16 protein-coding genes are annotated in these 24213 nt (G+C 54.1%); 2 read left to right on the forward strand and 14 right to left on the reverse strand.

Annotated features, from left to right (window positions below; translation table 11 throughout):
• From BMW93_RS35675 to BMW93_RS06995, 8 genes are all read right to left on the reverse strand, one after another.
• On the reverse strand, positions 1–213 hold a 213-nt coding region (locus BMW93_RS35675; protein ID WP_218147670.1), incomplete at its 3' end, for a hypothetical protein.
• Positions 210–1772 (reverse strand): RagB/SusD family nutrient uptake outer membrane protein, encoded by a 1563-nt coding sequence (locus BMW93_RS06965; RefSeq protein ID WP_177194035.1) that lies wholly within the window; start codon positions 1770–1772, stop codon positions 210–212. The genes BMW93_RS06965 and BMW93_RS35675, both read right to left, overlap by 4 nt.
• Positions 1773–1781: 9 nt before the next feature.
• Positions 1782–4787 carry a TonB-dependent receptor gene (locus BMW93_RS06970; RefSeq protein WP_177194036.1) on the reverse strand — a complete coding sequence of 1002 codons (3006 nt, stop codon included), beginning with the start codon at positions 4785–4787 and terminating at the stop codon, positions 1782–1784.
• Between the two features lie 221 nt (positions 4788–5008).
• Positions 5009–6742 carry an alpha-L-fucosidase gene (locus BMW93_RS06975; RefSeq protein WP_090374537.1) on the reverse strand — a complete coding sequence of 578 codons (1734 nt, stop codon included), beginning with the start codon at positions 6740–6742 and terminating at the stop codon, positions 5009–5011.
• A gap of 26 nt (positions 6743–6768) precedes the next feature.
• Positions 6769–8025 carry an L-fucose:H+ symporter permease gene (gene fucP / locus BMW93_RS06980; protein ID WP_090374460.1) on the reverse strand — a complete coding sequence of 419 codons (1257 nt, stop codon included), beginning with the start codon at positions 8023–8025 and terminating at the stop codon, positions 6769–6771.
• A gap of 2 nt (positions 8026–8027) precedes the next feature.
• Complete coding sequence (locus tag BMW93_RS06985; RefSeq protein ID WP_090374461.1) at positions 8028–8378, reverse strand: L-rhamnose mutarotase; 351 nt, start codon at positions 8376–8378, stop codon at positions 8028–8030.
• A gap of 2 nt (positions 8379–8380) precedes the next feature.
• On the reverse strand, positions 8381–9145 hold the full coding sequence (locus tag BMW93_RS06990; protein WP_090374462.1) for an SDR family NAD(P)-dependent oxidoreductase: 765 nt from the start codon (positions 9143–9145) through the stop codon (positions 8381–8383).
• Positions 9146–9164: 19 nt separating this feature from the next.
• On the reverse strand, positions 9165–10391 hold the full coding sequence (locus tag BMW93_RS06995; RefSeq protein WP_090374463.1) for an enolase C-terminal domain-like protein: 1227 nt from the start codon (positions 10389–10391) through the stop codon (positions 9165–9167).
• A 279-nt stretch (positions 10392–10670) separates the two neighbouring features.
• Between BMW93_RS06995 and BMW93_RS07000 the strand changes: the two genes are divergently transcribed.
• Entirely contained in the window at positions 10671–11549 is an 879-nt protein-coding gene (locus tag BMW93_RS07000; protein WP_090374464.1) for an AraC family transcriptional regulator, read from the forward strand.
• Between the two features lie 54 nt (positions 11550–11603).
• Here the strand turns inward: BMW93_RS07000 and BMW93_RS07005 are convergent, their stop codons facing one another.
• Positions 11604–13094 (reverse strand): alpha-L-fucosidase, encoded by a 1491-nt coding sequence (locus BMW93_RS07005; RefSeq protein ID WP_090374465.1) that lies wholly within the window; start codon positions 13092–13094, stop codon positions 11604–11606.
• Between the two features lie 152 nt (positions 13095–13246).
• Complete coding sequence (locus BMW93_RS07010; protein ID WP_090374466.1) at positions 13247–13837, reverse strand: hypothetical protein; 591 nt, start codon at positions 13835–13837, stop codon at positions 13247–13249.
• A gap of 259 nt (positions 13838–14096) precedes the next feature.
• Here BMW93_RS07010 and BMW93_RS07015 point away from each other — a divergent pair, with 259 nt between their 5' ends.
• Positions 14097–14810 carry a hypothetical protein gene (locus tag BMW93_RS07015; RefSeq protein WP_090374467.1) on the forward strand — a complete coding sequence of 238 codons (714 nt, stop codon included), beginning with the start codon at positions 14097–14099 and terminating at the stop codon, positions 14808–14810.
• 4 nt (positions 14811–14814) lie between these two features.
• Here the strand turns inward: BMW93_RS07015 and BMW93_RS07020 are convergent, their stop codons facing one another.
• The 4 genes from BMW93_RS07020 to BMW93_RS07035 all read right to left on the reverse strand — a co-directional run bounded on the left by BMW93_RS07020 (position 14815) and on the right by BMW93_RS07035 (position 24206).
• Positions 14815–17535 carry a substrate-binding domain-containing protein gene (locus BMW93_RS07020; RefSeq protein ID WP_090374468.1) on the reverse strand — a complete coding sequence of 907 codons (2721 nt, stop codon included), beginning with the start codon at positions 17533–17535 and terminating at the stop codon, positions 14815–14817.
• A gap of 28 nt (positions 17536–17563) precedes the next feature.
• Positions 17564–19066: a glycoside hydrolase family 32 protein gene (locus BMW93_RS07025; RefSeq protein WP_090374469.1), complete on the reverse strand. Its 1503-nt coding sequence runs from the start codon at positions 19064–19066 to the stop codon at positions 17564–17566.
• Positions 19067–19298: 232 nt separating this feature from the next.
• A complete protein-coding gene (locus BMW93_RS07030) occupies positions 19299–21011 on the reverse strand; it encodes a RagB/SusD family nutrient uptake outer membrane protein (RefSeq protein WP_090374470.1) in 1713 nt (570 codons plus the stop codon).
• An 18-nt stretch (positions 21012–21029) separates the two neighbouring features.
• Positions 21030–24206 (reverse strand): TonB-dependent receptor, encoded by a 3177-nt coding sequence (locus tag BMW93_RS07035; RefSeq protein WP_090374471.1) that lies wholly within the window; start codon positions 24204–24206, stop codon positions 21030–21032.
• Between the last annotated feature and the right edge of the window lie 7 nt (positions 24207–24213).

Below are 24213 nucleotides of genomic sequence, written 5' to 3' on the forward strand. Positions count from 1 at the left end.
ACGGTGCTCTGCACCTACAATCTTACGGTGCGCTGCACCTACAAATCTTGCGGTGCGCTGCACTACAAATCTCGCGGTGCTCTGCACCTTAACGTCGAAGGTGCAGAGCACCATAAGACTTGTAGACGTGTAGGTGCAGAGCACCGTAAGATTTGTAGATAATGGATTGGCGATGCCGGGTTTATTGAAATGTTTTAATGGGTTGCCAATCAATACCCGTTGTTTTGTTTCAATTTCGGATTTGCACCGATGTCGTTCACCGGGATGGGTAGGTATTCATGTTTGCCTTCCACGAACACGGCGCCGCTGTTGGAACGGTATTCGGGGTGGGCTTTGAATGTCGCGGCCATATTGCCCCAGCGCAACAGGTCGAACACGCGGTCGCCTTCGAGCGACAGTTCGAGCACGCGCTCGTCGCGCACGGCGGTGCGGAAGGCTGCCTGGCCCAGGCCTGCGGGGATGTCGGGCATGCCGGCGCGTGCGCGTACCGCGTTGATGGCCGCGTAGGCTTGCGCATTAGGGCCGGAGGCTTCGTTAATGGCCTCGGCGTACATCAGGAGCACGTCGGCAAGGCGGATCATCCGGCGGTTGTTATTCGGATAACCCCAGGAGCCGGGTACGCTGGCGCTTTCGCGGTCGAAATTCAGGTATTTGCGCACCCAGAAGTTGTTCAGATTGGCGCCGGTCATCACTTTGGCGAAATCATCCTGGTAAACTTTGGCGCCCGGATAGTTCCAGATAATGGTCGCATAAGCGCGCGGGTCGATCTTGCCGTCCTTGGTCTTTTGCTTCATAAACAGGTCGTACACCCATTTGTTGACGGAAACACTGCCCTGGCTCGTATAGCCCACCGGCGCCACGTCCGACTCCCAGCCCTGTCCGCGTAACGGATTGGCGGTACCGCTCGTGCCCCAGTTGCCGTTCGGGGTGCTCTGGTATTGCAGTTCCCACACCGACTCGGAGTTGTTGTTGCCCGAGGCCAGGAAATTGTCCTGATAATTGGTTACCAGCTTGTAAAGATTTGGTTTATCGACGATCTTCTTGAATTCGGCCGCCGCGCCGGTCCAGTCCTTATTGAACAGCAATGCCTTGCCGAGCAATGCAGTAGCCGCGCCCCAGGTAGCCCGGCCGATGTCTTTCGGATCGACGGTTTCTGGCAATGCGGCCTGTGCGTTTTTGGCATCGTTGATAATCGATGCCCACACATCGGCTTGTGGCGCCTGTTCGATAAACAGGTCGTCGAGGGATTCGATGGGCTTGGTGATCAATGGGATATTCCCCCACATATTAAGCAGGTAAAAATGCGCCAATGCACGCAGGAACGACGCTTCGCCGAGGATCTGCTTCTTGCGGGTATCATCCATGCTGATATCGGGAACGTAGAAAAGCACCGAATTGGCGCGCGCTACGATCGCATTCAGCTCCGTCCAACCTTCGTTCACGCGGCCGTCGCTGCTCACGGTGGAAAAGGTGCCAGGGTCGTTTACGGCGGGGAACGGGAAGGGGTTTACGTCGTCGCCGCGCTGGATGGTGAGCAATGCGCCCAGCATACGGCCCCAGCCCTGGATGGTCGTAAGTGGCCCGTAGCAAGCCACAAGGCCTTTTTCGGCATCGTCGGCCGTTTTCCAGAAGCTTTGCACGCTCAGGTTATTGGGGTTGGTGAGGTCGAGGTCTTTTTTGTTGCAATTGACCATCACCAGTACCAGGATCATAAACAGGGACACCGGGTTCATCGCCTTCGTCCATGGAATATTTCGGAATATCGGTTTCATATGCATAGGTTAAAAAGTTAAATCCACGCCCACACTCACGAGTTTAGCATTCGGGTAAGCCTGAATATCGACGCCGTTGCTGAACAACCCGCTCTGGTAGGCCGTGCTGCTGTTTCGTCCGATTTCCGGGTCGTAGCCGCTGTATTTCGTGAAAGTCAGGATGTTTTGTGCGCTGATATAAAAGCGTGCGCTGGCGATTTTGGCATTATCCAGTACCGACTGTGGCAACGAGTAGCCGATTGTAATGTTTTTCAGGCGCAGGTAAGAGCCGTCTTCAACGTAAAATGACGACGATCGCTTGTTGTTGGCCGGGTCGTTCTGGCTCACGCGGGGAATGTCGGTATTGGTATTCTGCGGCGTCCAGGAGCGGAGCACATCGGGGAACTTGTTGCTGCCGTAGTCGAGAATATGCTGGAAACGCTTCGCATTCCAGATTTTGTTGCCGCTCACGCCCTGGAAAAACAGGCTGATATCGAAATTTTTCCAGGAACCATTACCTGAAAGGCCGTAGTTGAATTTGGGGAACGGGCTGCCGAGCCAGGTCTGGTTTTTACTGAATTTGAAATCGCCAGCACGTGCCTCGGGACGGCCGTCGTCGATCGCCTCCTGGGTCGTCTGATAAATGCCCAGTACCTCATATCCCCAGAAACAGCCCACAGGCTGGCCCACATCCGTACGCGTGGCGGTGAGCGACTGCTGGGTAAAACCGCCGCCGGTGATCGGGGTAACACCGTCGCCGAGGCTGATCACCCGGTTGCGTATGCTGGTAAACGAGCCGGTAAGGCTGTATTTGAAATCGTCTTTTGCTCCGGCCGAATGGTTGTAGGTGACAGCCATTTCGAACCCGCGGTTGTTGATCGTGGCCGCGTTTTTGGTAATGGTACTACCCGCGCCGCCGTAGATCGGGATCGGGATATTGGCGAGAATATCAAAAGATTTTTTGTTGAAATAATCCGCCGTGATATTGATGGCATTATTTAAAAGGCTCACATCCGCCCCGAAATCGGTCGTTTTGGTCGATTCCCACTTGATATCCGGGTTCGAAAAGTTGGTAAGGCCAATCCCCGGCTGCACGCCGCCCGCGAAATAGTAATCGGTGTTGACGTTCAGTACGGATGATGTGAGGTAGTTGGAAATATTCTGTGAACCCAGCGTACCATAGCTTCCCCTCAGTTTCAGGTCGCTTACGACGGCTCCTTTCGGGAAAAACGCTTCCTCGCTCACGCGCCAGCCCAGGGAGAAGGACGGGAATGTAGCGAAGGTGTTTTTGGGATACAAAAACTTGGAAGAACCATCGCGGCGGATCGTCGCGCTCAGCAGGTATTTCGATTTGTAATTGTAATTCAATCTGCCCAGCACCGATTGCAACGCAAATTCCTGCAAATCGCCCGTGGTGTTCACATTCCGGTTCAATGCGGCATTGACTACGCTCAGTCCATCGGAAGGGAAATCGGTAGCACCGGCGCCGAGGCTGCGGGCCGTACCGGTTTGGGAAGTATAACCGGCCAGCAGCTCGAAATTATGGTCGCCGAAGGATTTGTTGTAGGTCAAAGTATGCTCGATCAGCGTGGTGAGGTTGCGGATAATGTTCTCGCTCAGGTCGGCGGCGTCGTTGAATGCCTCGATGGAGCCGCTGAAAAAGAAGGCGGGCGTGAAGTTGTAGGAGTGGTTCACACCGTAATCGAGCCCCACATTCATTTTGTATTTTAAACCTTTCAATAGTTCGTATTCCAAACCGATGTTACCGAGGATCTGATCGTTGGTATTAAGGTTGTCGTTCAGTTTGGCTGCTCCATACCAGTTTACCACACGGGATACCCCTGCAAATGCCGGTTCCAGGCCGCCGAAACCACCTTTTTTGCTCGCATCGTACACCGGCATCGTCGGTAGCTCGCCGGTTTCACGGCCGAAATAGGTATTCGGGTTGTTCACGCTCCGGGAGGCCGAAAGCGACTCCGTGAATTTGAATTTGCCCTTGGTAAATGTCGAGTTGGCACGCAGGTTGTAACGCTTGAAGCGCGAATCGACTACAATGCCTTTCTGATCAAAATATTGGCCTGAAATAAAGAATTTGGCATTCTTGCCGCCGCCGGAAAGGCTCAGGTTGTAATCGGTAAGCGGCGCGGAGCCAAGCGAAAGGTCCTGCCAGTCGGTGTCGATGGCCGGGTTGAACTGCGCATCGTTGCCCGGGGCGCGGGGAAGACCGTCGTTGTCGTGTGCGAGGTTGTTCCAGTTGGCATACTGGCGCGCATTCAGGAATTTGAGCTTTTTGGTAGGCGTCTGAATACCCGCCTTCACATTGAGGCTGATCTTGATATCGCCCGAAGTGCCCGACTTGGTGGTGATCAGCACCACGCCATTAGCCGCCCGGCTTCCGTAAATAGCCGCCGCCGACGCATCTTTCAGTACTTCGATGGATTCGACATCATTCGGGTTCACAAAACCCATCGAGTTCGTAATCATCCCGTCGATCACGTACAGCGGCTGGTCGTTGCCGAAGGTACCCGTTCCGCGGATCACCACGGCAGGTGCCTGGCCGGGGGCGCTACCGCCATTCTGCACGACGACTCCGGCCATCCGGCCCTGCAAAAGGCTGGAAGCGTCGCCTGCGCTCACGGCTTTCAGCTCGCTGCCTTTCACGCTGCTCACGGCGCCGGTAATGTCGGCCTTTTTCTGGCTACCATAACCCACCACCACGATCTCGTTCAGCGAACGGTCTTCCACGGCCAGCTCGACGCTGAACTGCGAACGTCCCGCAATGGGTTCTTCGAGGGTTTGGTACCCTACAAAGCTGAATACGAGCACCGAGTCCTGCGGCTGCACGTCGAGGGTAAATTCGCCCTTTTCGTTGGTGACCGTGCCGCGCTGCGTGCCTTTCACGACGATGCTCACGCCGGGAAGCACGCCGCCGTTGCGCTCTTTGACCTGCCCGCGTACATCGCGCGCAGCACCCGACCCGAATGCGCTGCCGAAGCCCGCTGTCAGTAACAGGATGAAAATGAAGATGTTTCTCATAGGTTTGGGAATATGCAATAATCGATTTATGTGTATTTTCATAGTTTTTAATTGATTTATTCAATCCAAAAAACAGACGTGAAAATCCCGTTCGCCACCCCTTGGGAGCATGGCGTTATGTGAATGCGCAGACCGTACTGCGGGTACCGGCCTATCGCATTAGTTCATCGTTTTAAAAAGGCATTTGGTGTAATCATAGGCAGCAGGGAATAGGTGTATGGTTATGGGGCAGGAGGGAACAACTGAAATTCGTTCACGCCGAAATAGCCGTGGTAATCCTGGATAGCGAGCCTGAACTTCTGCGCTTTCACGGGCGCGACGGTCTTGTTCCAATCGCCCATTTTCGTGTCCTGCGCCAGCGAAACCCATTCAGTACCCTTCAAATAGAGTACTTCAAATTTTTTGATCTCCGACTGCCCGTATTTCGATTCGCCGAGCTTGATCCGGCCGACGGTTTCAGGTTTGCCCAGGTCCACTTCCAGCCATCCGGTAGGTTCGTACAGCGCCATGATCTCGGGCGACTGGTAATGCAGGTTTTTACCATAATACTTCGAAAAATCGACGTCTTTCCGCCGCCCGATCTTCCACGCAGTTTTAGGATTATCGTCGAATGCGGCAGCCGCATCGTGGTAAAACTGGCCTACCGCGCTGGAAGCCGTAGCCTTGTGTGCGTAGGCGAGGGAGCCGGTAGCGGGCAATGGCGCGGTCGGTGCGATGGTCAAAGCGTCTTTGTCGAGCGTCAGCACGGCAATCGTGGCGACCGCATCGATTTTACCGGTCGGGTAGGTGAGGCTGATGCTTTTATTGTTTTGGGTAAACTGAACCGGGGTGCCGTCCAGTAGCTTCGCGCTTAGTATTTTGGCTGGAATGGCCGGTAATGCGATCGTCGGTTTTTCCGCATTGAGCAGGTGGACAAATACCTGTTTGCCGCGGTAAGAACTCACATAATCCGGGCCTGGGGTGAAAACGCCGCCTTTGGTATTGTAAATGGCAGCCTGGTTTTTTGTGATCCAGTCGCCCATTTCGCGTGCTCTCGCGGCAAAATCCGCCGGGACGACACCGGTACTGTCCGGGCCGATATTGAAAAGCAGGTTACCGTTCCCGCCCACGCACCGCAGCAAGGTGTGGACCGATTCTTTCAGGCTCCGGGGCGTATCGCCGAATCGCCAGGCCCATTGGTGCCCCATATTCGTGCAGGTTTCCCAGGGTACTTTGCCGTAGCCGGCCACAAAGCCCTCGGGCGTAGCGTAATCGGCATATTGGCCCACGTAGGCATGGGACTCGTCGGGCGTAAAGGGTTCCAGGCGGTTATTGATGACGATTTCGGGTTGCAGCTTGCGGGCGAGGTCGTATACTTTTTTGGGTTCGACGGGCGTCGGCCAGCCTTCGTAATCGATCCAGAGCAGGCTGATTTTGCCGTAGTTGGTCAGCAGTTCCCGCACCTGTTCGAGCGCGCGGTCGGCGAAAATGCCGTTGGTTTGCGGGTTACGGCAATCGGGGTCTTTCCAGTCGGCCACGGAAAAGTACCAGCCGATGGGCATATTGGCCTGGTGCGCCGCCTGTGCGAGCTCCTTGCACACATCGCGCCCGAATGGCGTGTGCATGATGTTGTAATCATTGGTTTTGGTATCGAAAAGCGAGAAACCGTCGTGATGCTTGGCAGTAAGCACCATGTACTTCATACCCGAGGCTTTCGCTAATGCAACCCATTCCCTCGCATTGAAGCGGGTGGGGTTGAAGTCGCGGTACAGCGAATCGTATTTGGCTTTCCCATAACCCTCGCGTGACCAGCTGATCTCCTTTCCGATGCGCGAAACCGGCCCCCAGTGAATGAACAGGCCCATTTTAGCATCCTGCCACCATTTCAGGCGCTGCGCCTTCGGCATTTCGGTTTGAGAGAATCCGGGCTGGGCGAATGCCGCCAATAGTACTAATGCAAGTATTGTTTTTTTCATCATCATAAAAATTCAAATCAATGCTTTTAAACCTGCGTCGCGCTTGCCTGCGCTCTCGTGTGCCCCGCCCGCGCGTAGTATACGAGGTAGACGTAGCAGAGCATGGGCACGATAAATGCTTTTTGTATTCCAAAACCATCGGACAATAACCCCATCACCGGCGGTATCACAGCACCACCCACAATGCTCATGATGATCAGCGAAGAGCCTGTTTTGGTATAAATACCCAGATTTTTAATGCTGAGGGTGAACAGGATAGGGTACATCACGGATGTAAACAGCCCCACAAGCGATAATGCATATACCGACACATAGCCGGTACTCGTCATTGAAATACCCACCAAAACCAGCGCCGCTACCGAACAGAATGCCAGGATCGCCGGAGGATGTGCTTTCCGTAGCAGGTACGCGCCAGCCAACCGCCCGGTGAGCACCAATGCCATATATAATGTGATAAATAAAGCCGCGCTTTGCTCGGTAAGCCCCGGAATGCCGGAGACTTTGGCGTAGCGGATCAGAAAGCTCACAATGCCCACTTCCGCGCCGAGGTAGCAGAATACGCCCAGCGCCCCGAGCACGGTATGGCGGAATTTAAGCATATCGCGAATGCTGCCCGCGTGCCCGTCTTCGCCTTCTATTTTGGGTAGTTTAATAAAATACAATAACAGCCCGATGGCCAGAAACAGCCCACCCAGGCTTAAATAGGGTGTTTTGACAAGTTGCGCTTCGGCATTCAGATAGCTGCCGAGTTGATCGATACTGAATCCGGCGATCGTTCCCGGCGATACTTCCGTGGCGTGCAGCAGAAAACGGCTGCCAATGAACGGCCCCAGCGTAGCGCCCACGGAACCGACCGCAGAAGCAAGGCTCAGCCGGCTGGAAGCACGTTCCGGATCGCCAAGGACGGAAATGTAAGGCGTGGCGGTCACTTCCAGGAAGGTGAAACCGGCAGCCATGATGAACAATGCCGTTAGAAACAACGGATAATAACGGGTATCGGCCGCCGGGAAGAACAGGAAGGCTCCCGCCGCGGCGGTGAGCAGGCCGGTAACCATACCCGCCTTGTATCCGAACCGACCGATAAACTGCCCCACCGGCAATGCCAGCAGGAAATATCCGCCAAAAAACGCCGATTGCACGAGCGACGACTGGAAATCGGTGAGCTGGCAGGCGCGTTTCAAATGCGGGATCAGCACGTCGTTGATATTCCGGCTGAGGTTCCAGATAAACATCAGGCCCATCACGACCAGGAGCGGTACGACTACGTTTTTACTGTTTTTCATGGCTAATGGTCGTTGAGTAAAAACACAGGTTTCATTGTGGCCCAATGCTCGCCGGCGGCTGCTTCGGGCAGTTTTTGTTGGAAACTGTCCATCCAGGCGGCCCATTCACCCTGGCGGGGCAGGGTTGCCATTTTATCGAATGCGGTTTGGAGGTCGGTGCTGTCGTCGTGCTCGACGATCATGAACAAATGCGTCCCGATCCGGTAAATCTGCATGTCGGTAATGCCTGCGGCGCGGATGCCGGCCGGGATTTCGGGCCAGATGTTTCCGGGCGTGTGGTGGTGCTCGTAAGACGCGATGAGGTCCGCGTTGTCGATCAGGTCCAGGGCCATGCAGGTTCTTTTCGTTGCCATAATTATCTTCTATAACCTAACTCCGCTCCGCCGCTCACAGGCATGATGCAGCCTGTCACAAACCGCGCCGCGTCCGAAACGAGGAACACGGCCACATCGGCGATCACGTCGCCCTCCGGACAATCGCCGAGCGGATGGATATCGTCCAGGTATTGTTCTATTTCGTTTGCATTCGGTTGCTCGCCTGCCCATTTGCGGAGCATGGGCGTCCACACACCCGCAGGGCACACCGCATTCACGCGGATACCGAACGGGGCGTAATCGAGCGCCATAGCTTTCGTCAATGCGTTCATTCCACCTTTCGCAGCCACATAAGCGGCATGGTTTTCCTGGCCGATTTCGCCCACCATGCTGCTGGTATTGAGGATATTGCCGCGGGTCTGTTTCAGGTATTCCAAACCGTATTTTGTGGTATAATAAACGCTTTTCAGGTTGATCTCGAACAGGCTGTCCCATTCGTCGTCCGAGGTCTGGTCGAGCGGTTTGGACGGGCTGGCGATACCCGCATTGTTGTGGATCACGTGCAGGCTGCCGAATGCGGTTACCGTTTGTTCGATCGCGGTTTTGATGTCCTCTTTTTGTCTGACGTCGCCTTGCAATGTGAGCAGTTCGTCGCCGCCAAACTGCGTTTTCAGCTCGTTCAATGCATTTTCATCGCGGTCGAGTACGCCTACGCGGGCGCCTGCGCACAGGTAGGCGGCCACGCATTCGCGCCCGATGCCCGAGGCACCGCCGGTGATGAATATCGTTTTATGGTTCAAATTCATAATGCTGTTCCTGTTTGCGTCAATCCTTCAAATCGCTGCTGCTGCCGGGTACCTGCGGCACCTGGTAATAGCCGCCGGCGATCTCTGCCGGATGCACAAAATACGGCCGCAAATGCGGAATATGCTCCAAAAACAAATGCTCGTGCCCCATACCGATGTGGTTGAACAGCACGAGGTGCTGGTGGATCTGCCCCATGTCCCCCACGTGCGGCACCACCGGTACGCCCATTTGCCGGGATAAGAGGCTGATCGTCAGGAATTCCGAGACCCCGCCGACGCGTACCGCATCGACCTGGCAGAAATCCATCGCCCGTGCCTGCAAAAAGTTTTTGAATATCACCTTATTGGGAATATGCTCGCCCGTAGCCACTTTGAAAGGCGCGATGGCGCGTGCGATGGCCTGGTGGCCGGTTACGTCGTCGGGGTGGGTCGGTTCTTCGATCCAGAAGGGGTTGATATCGCCCAGTTTTTCGCAGATATACAATGCCTGGGGCAGGTTCCATTTCTGGTTGGCATCCACCATAATGGTCGCTGCGTCGCCCGCGGTTTGGCGGATCAGCCCTGCGCGGCGGATGTCGCGAGCGGGGTCGTCGGAGCCCACTTTGAGTTTCAATGCATTGAAACCGCTGTCCATGGCCCTGCGGGTATTTTCTACGATCTTCTCATCCGGATAATTGAACCAGCCCACCGAAGTATCGTATCCCTTGTAGCCGCCCGCCAGCACGCCGGTACGTTCACATTGGGAAGGCGAATGCGTTTCGAGTAATGCAATGGCCTGGTCGCGGGTTAGGACTTCTTCGAGATAACTGAGGTCCAGCGTGTTCACGAGCTGTGCGGGCGTGAGGTCGAGCAGGAGTTGCCAGAGAGGCACCTGCCGCGATTTGGCCCAGAGATCATAACAGGCATTCACGACGGCCGCCAGCGCGAGATGCACCACGCCTTTGTGCGGCCCGAGCCAGCGAAGGGAGGGGGAATCGGCCATGCGGCGGTACTCGTTCCCGAAATCGGCCATGAGCTCCTCGATTTCCCTTCCTTTTAATGCAACAGAAATGTATTCAATGGCTTTACAAACGAGGTCGGTACCGGCGCCGAGGGTAAATGCCAGGCCGATGCCGGTAATGGGCGAATCCGTGCGCAGGCAGCACACGGCGTAGGCATATTGCGGGGTGGTGTGTGTAGCGTCCGAGCCGACCCCTTCGGAGAGGTCGAACCGTTTGTCTTTTATTTCAATCGAAGTAATGTACATGTTTCAGAGAATGTCAATATGATACCAGTTTGGTGGCCCATCGACTTTGTTGAGTGAGTAATAGGGTAATGCTGGTCTTTTGTGTCTTAAAATGGTTTTCTATCAGTGTTTTATTTTAAATTGATGTTAAAAAGGGTTCAGGAAATTTGGATATCAATATTTCGAATGCTTGGTTTGTTGCTGAATTTGTACAAATTTATGGGTGATAAGTCCTGTAAGTTGATGGCGGATTGATATTTTGTAGTACCATGTTTGCGTAATCCCTTCAATTTTTGGCCCATGAAAGCAACCTACACCCTGCTGCCCGAATTTGCCCCGTCACAGAAGCCTTTTGTGGTCAAAAAGATCGTCAGGCCGTACTTTTCGACCGACTTCCATTTCCACAAGGAATGCCAGCTCGTGTATGTGCTTTCGGGCTCGGGAACCCGTATTATCGGGCATTCGATCGAGCAGTTCGAGGAGGGTGATCTGACATTCGTAGGGCCTAATGTGCCACACGTCTGGTACAGCGAATCCAAGCCGAACGAACCTGCTTCGGAGGCTATTTCGCTGGCGCTTTACATTAACCCCGAGACCATTTGCGAGCATCTCAGTGCATTGACGGACACCATGGAACTGCGGCAGTTTTTCAAAGAGTCGGAGCGGGGAATACGCATTTGCGGACAGAAAAAAGCATTGATCACCAACATTCTGAAACAAATGCTGGCACAACAAAGCGGGCATGTAGGCATTCTGGCATCGTTCCTGCAAATCCTCGACCAGCTCCTCGATCCGCAAGAACTCGTGTGGCTCAACGTTCCGGACCCGATCTCGACCTACACCAGCCAGACCTCCGGCAGGGTGCCCAAGCTGATGCATTTCATCCAGCAGAATTTCAAAGAGGACATCACCCTGCAACAAGCCGCCTCCGTTGCGGGTTTGCAGATCCACTCGTTCTGCCGTTTTTTCAAAACCCTCACCAACCGCACCTTCTCCGATTTTCTCAACGAAGTGCGTATCGGCTTCGCCTGCAAGCTGTTACAGCAATCGGATCTGCCGGTGACGCAAATCGCGCTGGAATGTGGTTATACCAATATTTCCTACTTCAACCGCTGCTTCAAAAAGATCAATAAAATGTCGCCGAAGGCTTACCGGACCGCAAGTGTGGCTAAAAACTAAGCTACCCGCCAAGCGTGACGGGTAGTTATAAACGTTATGTGAAACGCGCTTGGGTTACATTCTTCTGTCCATATCGATCACGCACAACTCGGTGATGGAGGGCAGCCCGGTCGCTTTGGTAACCCGCAGCCGCAATTTGGACGTTTTGTAGCTGTTCGGGAAGCGGATCACCTTGCAATCGCCCATCGGTTTGCGGTCCATGAAAATGGTCTGCCATTTCCCGTCGAGCATAATGTCGATGCTGTACTCGCGGATGCGGGGGACGCGTACCTGCGAGAAACGATCGGGGAGCTGCTTCACGTCCTGGTGCTCGAAAATGGAGATTTTGTTGAATGCTTCCTGTGGATCGAGGTCGATTTCCAGCGTGGCCAACGTGTCGGCGGCGCTCCACCGGCTTTCGAAACTGCCGTCGTTAGCTGCGGATGCCACGAGTTTTTTGCCTTTTTCGATGGCCTCGCTGGTGGCAGTTGCGGGTTTTGACAAAGAAATGAACCTGCCGTTTTTGGGTAGCGGTTTTTTCAGATCCAATCCAAGTCTTTTGCCCAAAGTGATGGCCGTCACCGCTTCATATTCCCGGATCCGGCCGGTCTGGTCGGGCGGGACGTTCATTACGAGGCAGTTATCGTTATAGGTAGTCCAGTAGAAGAGCTCTTCCAGCTCGTCGATCTCACGCGTGGGAAGCTGTACCGATTTCTGGAACCAGTTCCAGTTACGACTAATGCAAATCGTATGCTCAAACGGCAGGTAATACGATTGGCCGTTGTGCAGGTACTGTTTTTTGTCGAAGCGCGTAATGAGGCGCGGGTCCCAGAGGCGAAAATCCGACGGGAAATACTGGAAAAAGTACTTGTTGTCGACCGTCATGTCGGCCGGGACCGTGTAGTTCCGCTTGCCTTCCTCGTTGACGATCGTATGATTGACGCTCACCGCGCATAACGGACTGTATTTCTTGACCAGCTTATAAATCTGGTCCACACCCCATTCCTCCGGTTTTTTGTCCCAGCCGCCATCCAGCCAGAGTTCGCAGATTGGTCCATAGTTGGTGAACAGTTCGGTGAGCTGTTTGAGCATGTAATCGATGTAAACCTGCGGATTTTTATCTTTATAAGTAGGCTCATGACGGTCCCAGAGCGAATAATACACCGCAAATTGAATGCCGTACTTCTTGCACGCGTCCGAAACGGCCCTCACCACATCCGTCTTGACGGGTGAGCTCGCCACGTCGTAATCCGTGTATTTACTGTCCCAAAGGCAGAAACCCTCGTGGTGCTTCGTCGTGAGCAGCACGTACCGGAAGCCGGCTTCTTTCGCCACGCGCACCCACTGGTCGGGGTCGAGCGCCGTCGGGTTGTATTGGTTGACGGGCAAAGTGCCGTCCGACCATTCGGTATCGGCAAAGGTATTGATCCCGAAATGGATGAACATCCCGTAACCCCGCTTGATCATCGCCGCCTGGGCCGGGCTCGGTTTCGTGGAAGGAAGTTGCAGCTGGGCAAAACCGGTTGCCGACGTCAGGAGCAGGGCCAGTAATGTAAGAATTCTCATAGCTGAATGCGGGTTTGGTCATAATCCAATGCAAAGGAAGTATTGAAATACATCACAAAAACCCACACCGTTGCCCAGTTCCGGCACTATATTGGCAAAAAATAAGCGTGAGGCTTCGTAGCCCCACGCTCGTTTCATTTCAAAATGCCGGGTTACAGTACCGAACTCACCAGGCTGACAACGCCGCCCAGTTGCTTGGACGATGCCGCCGCCGCCAGCTTGGCCGCGGGGCCCTTTTTGTCGAGACCGGCCACGGTTTTAGTAGCTTCGCCCACGAGTCCGTTCAGTTTCGTCTCATTGGAACCGCCCAAAATCGAGCTTCCCGCTTTGACTAAGCCGAGGCTGCTCGTGAGGCTCGCCGCATTACCCAGCAGGCCCGATTCGCCTTTTCCGAGTAATCCGCTGATACGATTGGCGCCGATCAGCATTTTTACGGCGTTAACCGCCTTCCCGAGCACACCGCCCGACAGCTTGCCCGACGATGCCAGCGGGATCAGGCTTTTCAGGTCGCCCGCCTTGCCCAACAACTTGTCTTTGAGGCTTCCGTTGGAAGATTTGGCCTCTTTTTCCAGGGCGGAAACGCCCTGCGTAAGTGCATCGGCCGTTCCGGCTTTGTCGCCTTTTTGCGTCAATGATACGGCCTTGTCGAGCAGGCTTTCAACTGAAAGGCCCTGCGCGATGGCGCTGGATGCTCCTGCGAACAGAAATAGTGTGGCTGCGAGAGAAAAGAGGAAACGTTTCATAGTGGTAATAACAGATGTGTTTTAAATGGGCGGCAAAATAGGCAAAAAAACAGGCTTTCCGAAATGGGTTTCGATGTTGCGGGGATGTTGATGGATAGAATTTTTTCGACGTTTTTTGGTTTCCACCCGCACGACAACACACGTCCGCGCAACACGCCTACCGATTAGTAAGAAAGGTTTTTTGAGAAATGAATGTTGGGTATATTTAATTGATAGTCAAATTGGTATACTCAATATTCATCTAACTAGGCACCCCGTTATGAAAACATCGCATGGCTACTTCTCCGCTGTATTCAGCGTATCCGTTTTTTTGATTTTTACATTGGTTTTTTCCTGTACCGATCACGACGTACCGGTCAACCTGCCCGAATCCGAATGTGTGGCCGTAGACGGTTCGCCACGGCTTTATCCCTGCGAGTTCGTGATTGAAAGCATTACATTTCTGGACAAGAACGGGGCCGATCTCGGCATGGTCACGGGCTCTTTACAAAATGTTTCCCTGTCGCGGTTTCTGGCCAAATCCAATACGAACACGGGCAGTGTCGCGGGGACAAATGGTGCGGCTAAATTCGATCTGAGAATGCGGATTAAAAGGGTTGCGAGCCCTTCATTTCCCGTTGCGGTGGGTTACCTGCTCGGCTATACGCACAACGGCGCAGGGAAAATGATCCTGCACACACCGTCCTTTCCCGGCGATACTTATGGTGAACGCACGAAAATCGGGTCGCCGCTGACGCTCGATATGCCGGTCGGGGATAGCCGCGAAGTAACTTTTGAACAAATTTTCCCTTATGAGCTGATCGATACCGGTCCCGGCGGCGTCAAGCCATTCGCTTTTTTTAACGTCACTTCCTATTTCCTGGATAATGACGTTACTACCCTTCAATTCAATCGCCTCGTGCCTCCTTACTTTTATGTGGGAAGTGTGGTAGAGGCTTACTATGAAAAGCTGGGAATCCGCATTATCGACTAGCCCATTAGCTCTTTACCAGCCGCCAGTCCTTCGGCGATACGCCGAACCTTGTTTTAAATACAGTAGAAAAATAGCTCTGCGAAGCAAACCCGGTCTGGTCGGCGATCTCCGCGACGGTCAGATCGGGGTTGCGGAGTAATGCGCAGGCTTTTTCGAGGCGGAGGTTCAGGATGAGGTCGTTGGTGCCGCCGCCGAGCAATGCTTTGGTTTTGCGGAAAAGCTGCACGCGCGACAGGCCCATTTCCTTGCCGATGGATTCTACGGTAAGGGTAGGGTCGGCCAGCCGCGAAACGACGAGTGCCCGGAGTTCGTTCACGAACTTTTTGTCGAGGCGGGACAATCCGGCTTCGCTGTCTCCGATGCTCCGGCCGACTTGTGCAGTAAGCAGCAACTGCCTGTTGGTCAATAAGCTGCGAATGCTTTCTTGCAGGAATTGGGGGCTGAAAGGCTTGGTTACGTACATGTCCGCCCGCGCCTGCATGCCCTCGACCTGCTGCTCTTGGGTATTCCTGGCTGTAAGCAGGATCACCGGAATGTGCGACGTGCGCATATCGGCTTTCAGCGTGGAAGTGATGTGCAAACCGTCCATTCCGGGCAACATTACGTCGCAAACGACCAGATCGGGTACGGTGTCGAAGCATTGGTCGAGGCCGTTCTTGCCGTCGGCGGCGGTGATGATTTCGTACTGGTTTTGCAAAAGGCCGGTCATGAAACCGAGCAAATCTTCATTATCCTCGATCAGCACCACAGTTGGGAGGTCCTGGCGCTCTGTTTGGCTGGTTTGATGGTCATTTTCAGTGCCTGTGGCTGTCCACGCGACGGATTTTTCGATGGTATCGGCAGCAGGATCGGCCATATCCTCCTGCTGGAAATGGGTATTGCCAAGCGGTAACGCGACGGTGAAAGTCGCACCTTCGCCTTTCTTGCCGTCTGCGGTGATGGTACCCTGGTGCAATTCCACAAACTCGCGTGAAAGCGGCAGTCCGAGGCCGGTACCTTTGGTTGAATTTTTTCCCTGGTAAAACATTTCAAATGCTCCGGCAATGTCGGCCTCGCTCAATCCGGAGCCATTGTCCTGCACTTTTATCACTACTTCACCGGCGGTTTGGGTGATATGAATGTAAATATGCCCCCAGTCGGCAGTGAACTTGAATGCATTGGAAAGCAGGTTGAAAAGCACCTTGTCCATCATGTCTTTGTCGAACCAGACTTTCAATTCCTGCATCGGGGTAATGAGCCGGAAATCGATCCTGCGCTTTTTGGCCACCTGCTCGAAGGGCAGCATCAGGTCGCTGATGAATGCTATAATGTCGTTTTCTGCCACCTGCAAGCGGATTTTGCCGCTTTCGATCTTGCGGAAATCCATGAGTTGGTTCACGAGCCAAAGCAGCCGCCGCGCATTCTTTTGTACGAGGGAAAGGTTTTTCCTAACCGCCGGGCTTTCGTTTTTTTGTCTTAAAAGTTCCTCCACGGGTGCGAGGATCAGGGTTAATGGCGTCCTGAATTCGTGGGAAATGTTGGTAAAAAACCGGAATTTGGATTCCGTCGCCTCCTGTGCCTTTTCGGCAATATCCTGAATGCGGTTCCGCTGGATGACAATTTCCGTGTTTTTGGAATTCAGCTCCCGGTTGATCTTCTTGTTCTCGATCAACGAATACAACGCGACCGAGCCAAGAATGATCGAGACAATGAACAGGCCGGTCATCACATAAAGCAACCCACGCTGGGTATGGTAGATTTCCAGTTGTTCGTCGATCCGTGCCTGCTGGCGCTCGATGTCGTTCTGCTGGGAGATCATCTTGTCGGTCTGCATTTTGATCATCCGCACATTCGACGAATCAATAATGGCAGTTTGCAGGAGGTTTTCTTTCTGATAGGGCTGTTTTTCAAGGATATTCATCGCTACCCGCGCCGCCTCCTCGCCGCCGGTAGGGTAAAGTGCGGTGGCGGTAATGTGGCCGTCGTACACCATCTGGATATCCCCGAACTGCCCGGGCAGCCCGTCGACACCGATCACGCGGATCTTGCGTTCGGGGAATATTTCATTGCAAACCTCCCGTGCGCCCATCGCCATTACCTCGTTTTGTGCGAAGATCAGGTCGAGGTCGGGGAAGTTCGGAAGGGCTTTGCGGAGTTCCTTTTTGGCGATATCCTTTTCCCACTGCCCATTCAATGTCGCCACGCGCTGAATGCCGGGCCGGGTCGCGAGCGCGTCTACAAGGCCGCGGTGACGGTCGGATGCGGGCGAGGAGCGGGGTAGCCCCGTGATTTCGATCATTTTACCCTTGCCACCGAGCAAAGTGGTGGCATATTCACCGACGGTTTTGCCTACCTGGTAATTGTCCCCGCCCACGTAAGCTGTGTAATAGGGCGAAGAAGTGCGCCGGTCGACCACCACCACGGGAATACCCTGCTTGTAAGCCTTTTCGATCACCGGCGTAAGCGGGTCAGACTCGTTGGGCGATACGATCAGCAGTTGAATGTTACTTTGGAGCAATTCCTCGATCTGTTTCACCTGCACCGCGCTGTTGGCATGTGCGTCCTTGAAAATCAGCCTGGTATTACTATGAAATGCGAGCTCGCGCTGCATACCGTCGAGCATTGCCCGGCGCCATTCGTCGTCACCGGTGCATTGCGAGAACCCGATGATATAATCGTCTCCCTGTTTTTCGGCACAGCCGGTAAACAACGTCAGCAACAGGAAAGCGATCAGCGCGAGTCTCATATTTCAAATATACTACATTTAAAGGCGGCTATTCGATCGACGGTTTCAGCGCGTGATATTGCAAATCTTCCAGTTGAATACCCTTTGACGATCGGATACTCAACCCGGAAAGCGGCTTGTCCGCGAAGAAAATATCGGTCATAACGGTAAGTCCGCCATCTGCGAATATCTCCACGGACGCCACGTCGGCGACGAGCGTTAATGCAATCCTGCCATCTTTCGAAAGCCTCGGAGCATTGTGTTTTTGTCCGAAACCTGCCTCAAAATCAGTCTTACCCGATTTGGAGCGGTCGATATAATACTGGTTGGCGGCCTTGTCGTAGCCGATCAGCAGCTCATTACCTTCGTTATTTGAAAGTACAAGTTCAAAATCGTCGGCGGTAGCCGTTTTCAGATCCAGGCGGAACAGGCCGGATGCATTACCACCTTTTGGAGCCAGGTCCACCGGCGCTTTTACGGCGACATTCTTTTTGGAATACCCTTCCGCTTTGATTCCGTCGAGCTCTTTGGCGGGTACCGACGTCAGGTACAGCTCCTTTCCGACGGCTTTCAGGCCCAGTTCGCGAGAAATGGTGTTGGCGCTGCGCCATGGGTCGGTGGGTACCTGGTTGGCATATTGCCAGTTGCTCATCCAGCCCATCAGCAGCGTTCGGTTGCCGGTGTTGGAGAAGGTCACGGCGGCGTAATTATCGGCACCCCAGTCGAGCCATTTGGTTTCTTTGGAATAGGCAGAGAACGTTTTACCGTCGAAATCACCAAGGAAATACTGGCCTGCCGAGCCCTTGTTGGGGCCTCCGGGATTGATATTGACGATCAGCACCCATACCTGCTTGCCCTCGTGCGTGAGCGGGAGCAGGTCCGGGCATTCCCACACGCCCCCGTGTGCGCCCGCATCGACCCCGAACTCGCTTTCCTTCGACCATTTTTTGAGATCGGGAGAGGAGTAGAAGGTAATGCGGTCTTTGGTAGCGAGCGTCATGATCCACTTTTTCTGCGGTTCGTACCAGCGCACTTTCGGGTCGCGGAAATCGGTAATGCCCGGGTTGGGGAGTACCGGGTTACCGCTGTATTTGGTCCAGGTAGCACCGTCGTCGAGGCTGTATGCAATGCTCTGGTATTCGTGAAGGCCGGTTTTTTGCTTCTCGATCACCGGGTTATGGTGCGTAAAAATCGCTACCAGCGGTGCTTTGCCATCCTTTCCGAAGCCGGAGGTGTTGTTTACGTCCACCACGGCGCTGCCGGAGAAAATGTAACCGAGGCTGTCGGGGTAGAGGGCAATGGGTTGTTCTTTCCAATGCACCATATCCTTGCTCGTGGCATGCCCCCAGTGCATCGGGCCCCAGACTTTCGCCTCCGGGTAGTATTGATAGAACAAATGGTAGGTGCCATTATGGAACACCATCCCGTTCGGGTCGTTCATCCAATGGGCCTTCGGTGTGAAGTGGAATTGCGGGCGGTACTTTTCGGGCGTGTCCTGGGCGTGGGCGAAATGCGAGGATAGTAAAGCGGCTAGTATTATGAGTTTTTTCATATGCATCTTTTGGTTGTGATAATGTTGTCGGCGTAATGGAGTTGTCAGCGTGAGCGGAGTTATGTCAGCGGAGTCGAAGGCCGGTACTGCAACGGCCTTCGACCGCCCGGCGGCCCGGTTCGCTCAGGCTGACAATTAGGGTCTTCGACCGCCCGGCGGCCCGGTTCGCTCAGGCTGACAATTAGTGTCGTTTTGCTTTTTTTAATACAACTTCATATTAATAACCTTCCAATCAATACCCCGGATTCTGAACATAAAGCCCCTTCGTAAAACTAATCTCCCGCTGCGGAATGGGCAGGTATTCATCCCGTCCCGCAGTGAATTTAGCAGTTGCCAGGAACGGCCTTCTAACCTTTTCCTTTTCAAGATACGCATTCAAAGTCTGCTCTGCGATACCCCAGCGGACGAGGTCGAAGAAGCGCGGGCTTTCGGTCGCGAATTCGAGCCTTCTTTCCCAGCGCATGGCTTTTCGGGCGAAATCCTGCGTCCAGCCGGCAGCACTGTATTCTTTAATATTGTATTTCGAAGGCAGGCTGCCGTCCGTCTTTTTCAACCGTCCGGTGCTCGCCGCGGCGCGTTTGCGGACCTGGTTGATCAGCGGCAGAGCCGATGTGTGCTGCCCGAGTTCGATGTAAGCTTCGGCCTGCATTAACAACACATCATCGTAGCGGATAATGTCGATGTTCTTGGAACTGCCGATAAATGGCCCTTCTTTATGGTAGGAGGCGCTGGTAGCCAGTTGCTGTTCCTTCATCGTATGGAAAAAGCCGTACACGCCCGGGTCGCGCACCCAGCTATTGCTGAACGGCTTGGTCGCGTCGTATTTGTAAGGATGGCCGTCGATACCGATGGTGTGGTCGACGCGCGGGTCGACGGTTTCGGTCGCGAAATCCACGTTTTTATCATTGAATGTCTCGAAAAGCGGAAGGCCGTTCGCATCGGTGCGGTAGGCGTTGGCGAGGTTCTGGCTGGGCTGGTGGAAACCGCAGCAGCCGTATTGCGGCGCGCCGTGCGGGTAATTGAGGCCAGTTACGTAGCTGAGGCGACCCACGGCGGTACCATCGTTGATCGAGTACTGGATCGCGAAAATGGATTCCGGGCCGTTCTCGGTTTCGGCGATGAAATTCTCCGCGAAATCGGGTTGCAGGCTGTACTGGCCGGAGGCGATCACCTGCTGGGTGAGGGTTACCACTTCCTGCAAACGGTTTTTGTTGATGCCCGTCACTTTATGGTTCGCATCCTGCTCATAGGCCTGGAAAAGCCGTAATTTGGCAAGATAAGCAGCCGCGGAAAGTTTGTTCGCCCGACCGATCTGCGCCTGTTTCTGCGGCAGGTTATCGACTGCAAACTGGAAGTCCTCACCGATTTTGTTCCAAAGCTCGTCGTTGTTGTACCGTACATTGGATTCTTTCAGAATGTCGTCACTCGACAGTTTTTCATCGACATAAGGCACATTCTTGAACAACATTTTGAGCATAAAATGCGAGTGCCCGCGCAGGAAACGCATTTCGGCAATCCGGGTAGCGCGGAGCGGAAACTCGGCGTCGGTCAGTGCATTCAGGCTCGTGAGCGCCGCATTGGCGCGGGAAATGGCTTTGTAAAAATTCTCCCAGGTGAAAGGGTGCATCAGGCCGAGGTCAGGGCGGGTGAGGTTGTAATGCTCGTAGAAATCCACTTCCGCCACGTCGGACACGCCGCCGCCGCCTTTGTAGGCATCATCCGAGCGCACGCTGCCGTACACCCACATGCTCGTCATGGGACCGATCATATCGTCGTTGCCGATGCCGGCATAGGCGGCCGTCACCAGCGATTCCACTGCGGAGGCCGATTTAACGTTTTCCGACGACAGCAGCCCCTGCGGCTGGTAATCGAGGAAATCGTTACAAGAAGTAGTGATCAGCAACGTGCCGCTGGCGATCATACCGAATAGGTATTTGCTTTTCATAACAACGAGATTTCAGGATTAGAAAGAAATGTTCAAACCAAATGTGAATGTCCGCGGGATCGGGATCGCGTTGATGTCCGTCCGCTCGGGATCTGGACCGGTGAACTGTTTCGATTTGATCAGGAACAGGTTTTCGGCCATCAGGTACATCCGCACGCGTTGCAGTTTGATCTTCTGTGTCAGCTCCGAACTCAATGCGTACCCTAGCTGGATGTTGCGCAGTTTGAAATAGGAAGTATTTACATTGAAATAATCCGAAGTGCGCGTCTCATTATTGGCATCGGAAAGCGATAATGCGGGGATTTTGGAACCGGTATTCGTCTTCGACCAGGCATCGAACACCCCCGGGCCCACGTTCTCGCGGCCGCGGATGAAGTTGTTATAGAAAGTATAAATGTCAAAACCCTTCCGGCCCGCAATGCCCGAGCCGAAGACCGAGAAGTCGAACGACTTGTAGAATGCCTCCACTTTCAGGTTGTATTCGAATGCGGGCAATGTAGTGCCGAAAAACACACGATCGAGGTCGTCGATGCGGTTGTCCCCGTTGGTATCCACGTAGCGAATGCGGCCCGGGCCTGCGCCCACCTGTGCGGGAGCGGCGTCTACTTCGGCCTGGTTCTGGAAGAGGCCATTGGTTTTATAACCGAACAAATCGAACTGTGAATGGCCCAGGATCGTCTGGATCGCATTGCCCGGGTAGGCGGCACGCACTTCTTCGGGCAGCTCGGTGATCTTGTCGCGGAAGCGGCTCACACCAGCCATGATATTGTAGGTAAAATCGCCTTTGGGACGGGCATAGTAGCCGGCTGAAAATTCAAAACCCCTGTTTGACTTGGCCGCGCCATTCAATACGCGCAGCTGCCCTTCGCCTACCGCGGAGGCAACCGGCGGGGTAATAAGAATGTCGCTCGTTTTACGGGTGAAGTAGTCGAACGATCCCTGGATCATCCCGTCGAAAAGCCCGAAATCGAGCCCGAAGTTGGCTTCGTCGGTGGTTTCCCATTTCAAATTCGGGTTAGCGCCCTGGATCGACACGAAGCCGGAAGGCAGGTTGCCCGTGTTGGCGCCGTTAAGATCGTAGGCGGTACCGATATTGTAAAACTGGTCGAAAAAGCCGTTATGGCCGTTCGGAAATTGCGATTGCCGTGCGCCGTAACGCGTGTCGTACAATCCAAATCGGGCGAGGTCACCGATCTCCTGGTTACCAACCCTGCCGACCCCGGCCCGCAGTTTCAGGTTGCTTATTTTGGTTACTCCTTTGAAAAACTGCTCCTTATCGATGCGCCAGCCCACCGATGCCGCCGGGAAAATACCGTACGCATTCTCCGAACCGAAGCGGGAAGAACCGTCGCGACGGATGGTAATGGCGGCCAGGTAGCGGTCCGAAAAGCCATAATCGATGCGGGCGAATTGGGAAAGCAACCTGCTGCCTGAGCCCGAGCCGGTCACATTGGTATTGCCGGTGCCTGCATTCAATACAAAATACTCCTTCGTTTGCACGGCAAAGCCTTCTTTTCGCGCTATTTCAAAATCGGAGTCGTTTTTGATGGCTTCGATCCCTGCCAGGAACTTGAAATGGTTATTGCCCAAATCCAGATTGTAACGTGCCGTGTTGGACCAGGTAATGCTCAGGTAGCGGTTCTGATCGACGGTCAGGCTGTTGTTGGCGCGACCGAACGAGCCTTCTTCAAAGGATTGTTCGATGTTTTTGAAACGGAATGCGGCATTGTCCGCGCCGAGGCTGGTTTTGAGGAAGAAATTTTTAATTGGCTGGATTTCCACAAATACATTACCAAACAGCGTCAGGCGGTGCGCATTGTCCCATTTGTTGATCTCCTGCATATGGAGCGGGTTATTGCGGTCGGAGTAACCCGAGCCGATGGCGCCGCCCCAGGAGCCGTCTTTGGCATACACGGGAATGGTCGGCGCGAGGGTAACCGCCAGGCCGGGCGTGGCGGCACCGCCGATGTCGGTCGAAGCGAGCGTCTCGTTCGAGGAAGCGATCTGCATATTCGCGCCGATTTTCAGTTTGCCGTCGAATGCATTGGTCAGGCCATTGATACGCCCGCTGATCTTGTCGTAATCGGTGTAGCGGAGCATGCCGGTGTTTTTGTAATAACCCACATTGATTTGCAGTGAAGATGTACCGTTACCGCCAGAAATCGTCAATTCGTTGTTGGTCACGATACCGGTTTTGTACATCGTCTTCTGCCAGTCGGTATCGCCGGCGGGCATGTTGGCATTGCCCCCTACGAGCGGCTGTACTTTTACACCTTTTAATATGGGATTGGTGAAATCCTTGTTCCAGTCGAACTGGTACAATGCACCGTAGCCATCCTCGGGATTCACCTTATCGTTCACGGAAGCCTGCCACAATGCCCGTCCGCGATCGACGGCATTCAGCATTTTAAACCGCGCATATTTCTCCGATTGCGTCGAAATGCTGGTGTTGAAGTCGATATTGATCTTCCCGTTGGTATTCGCGCCGTTTTTGGTAGTAATGATAATCACCCCGTTAGAAGCCCGCGAACCGTAAATGGATGATGCCGAAGCATCTTTCAGTACCTGTATCGACTCGATGGAATTCGGGTTCAGTCCCTGAAATACCTCCGGGCGCTTGGTAGGCACGCCGTCGATGATGTAGAGCGGGTCGGTGTTGCCGAGGGTATTTGCGCCGCGGATCAGGATGCGGGAGTTGGTACCATTCGGCGAACCGGTTTTTTCAATGTATAAACCCGGTACGCGGCCTTGTAATGCCTGCATCGGGTTACCGGAGCTGATGTTTTTCAAAGGGGCCATGTCCACCACGGCAATGGCGCCGGTGAGGTCTTCTTTTTTGGAAGAAGTATAACCCACTACCACCACTTCGTTGAGGCTTTTCTGGTCGTAATCGAGGGTAACGTCGATGACCGTCTGGTTACCTGTCGCCACCTCTTTCGTCTGCATGCCGATGTAGGAGAATACCAATGTCGCCCCGGGGGCCGCCGGGGCGCCGGTCGGAGAGATCGAATATGCTCCGGAAACGTCGGTAACGGCACCATTTGAGGTCCCTTTTTCGAGGACGTTCACACCGGGAAGCGGTTCGCCGTCGGTACTCTTGACGACGCCCCTGATCTGTGCCCTGTTTTGCGCGTGGGCGGGCAGTTGCACCACGCAGGCGACCGCGAAGGCCACCAGCAGTAAAAATTTTCTCATAGTGTTT

The organism is Dyadobacter sp. SG02 (assembly GCF_900109045.1).
GTDB lineage: Bacteria > Bacteroidota > Bacteroidia > Cytophagales > Spirosomataceae > Dyadobacter.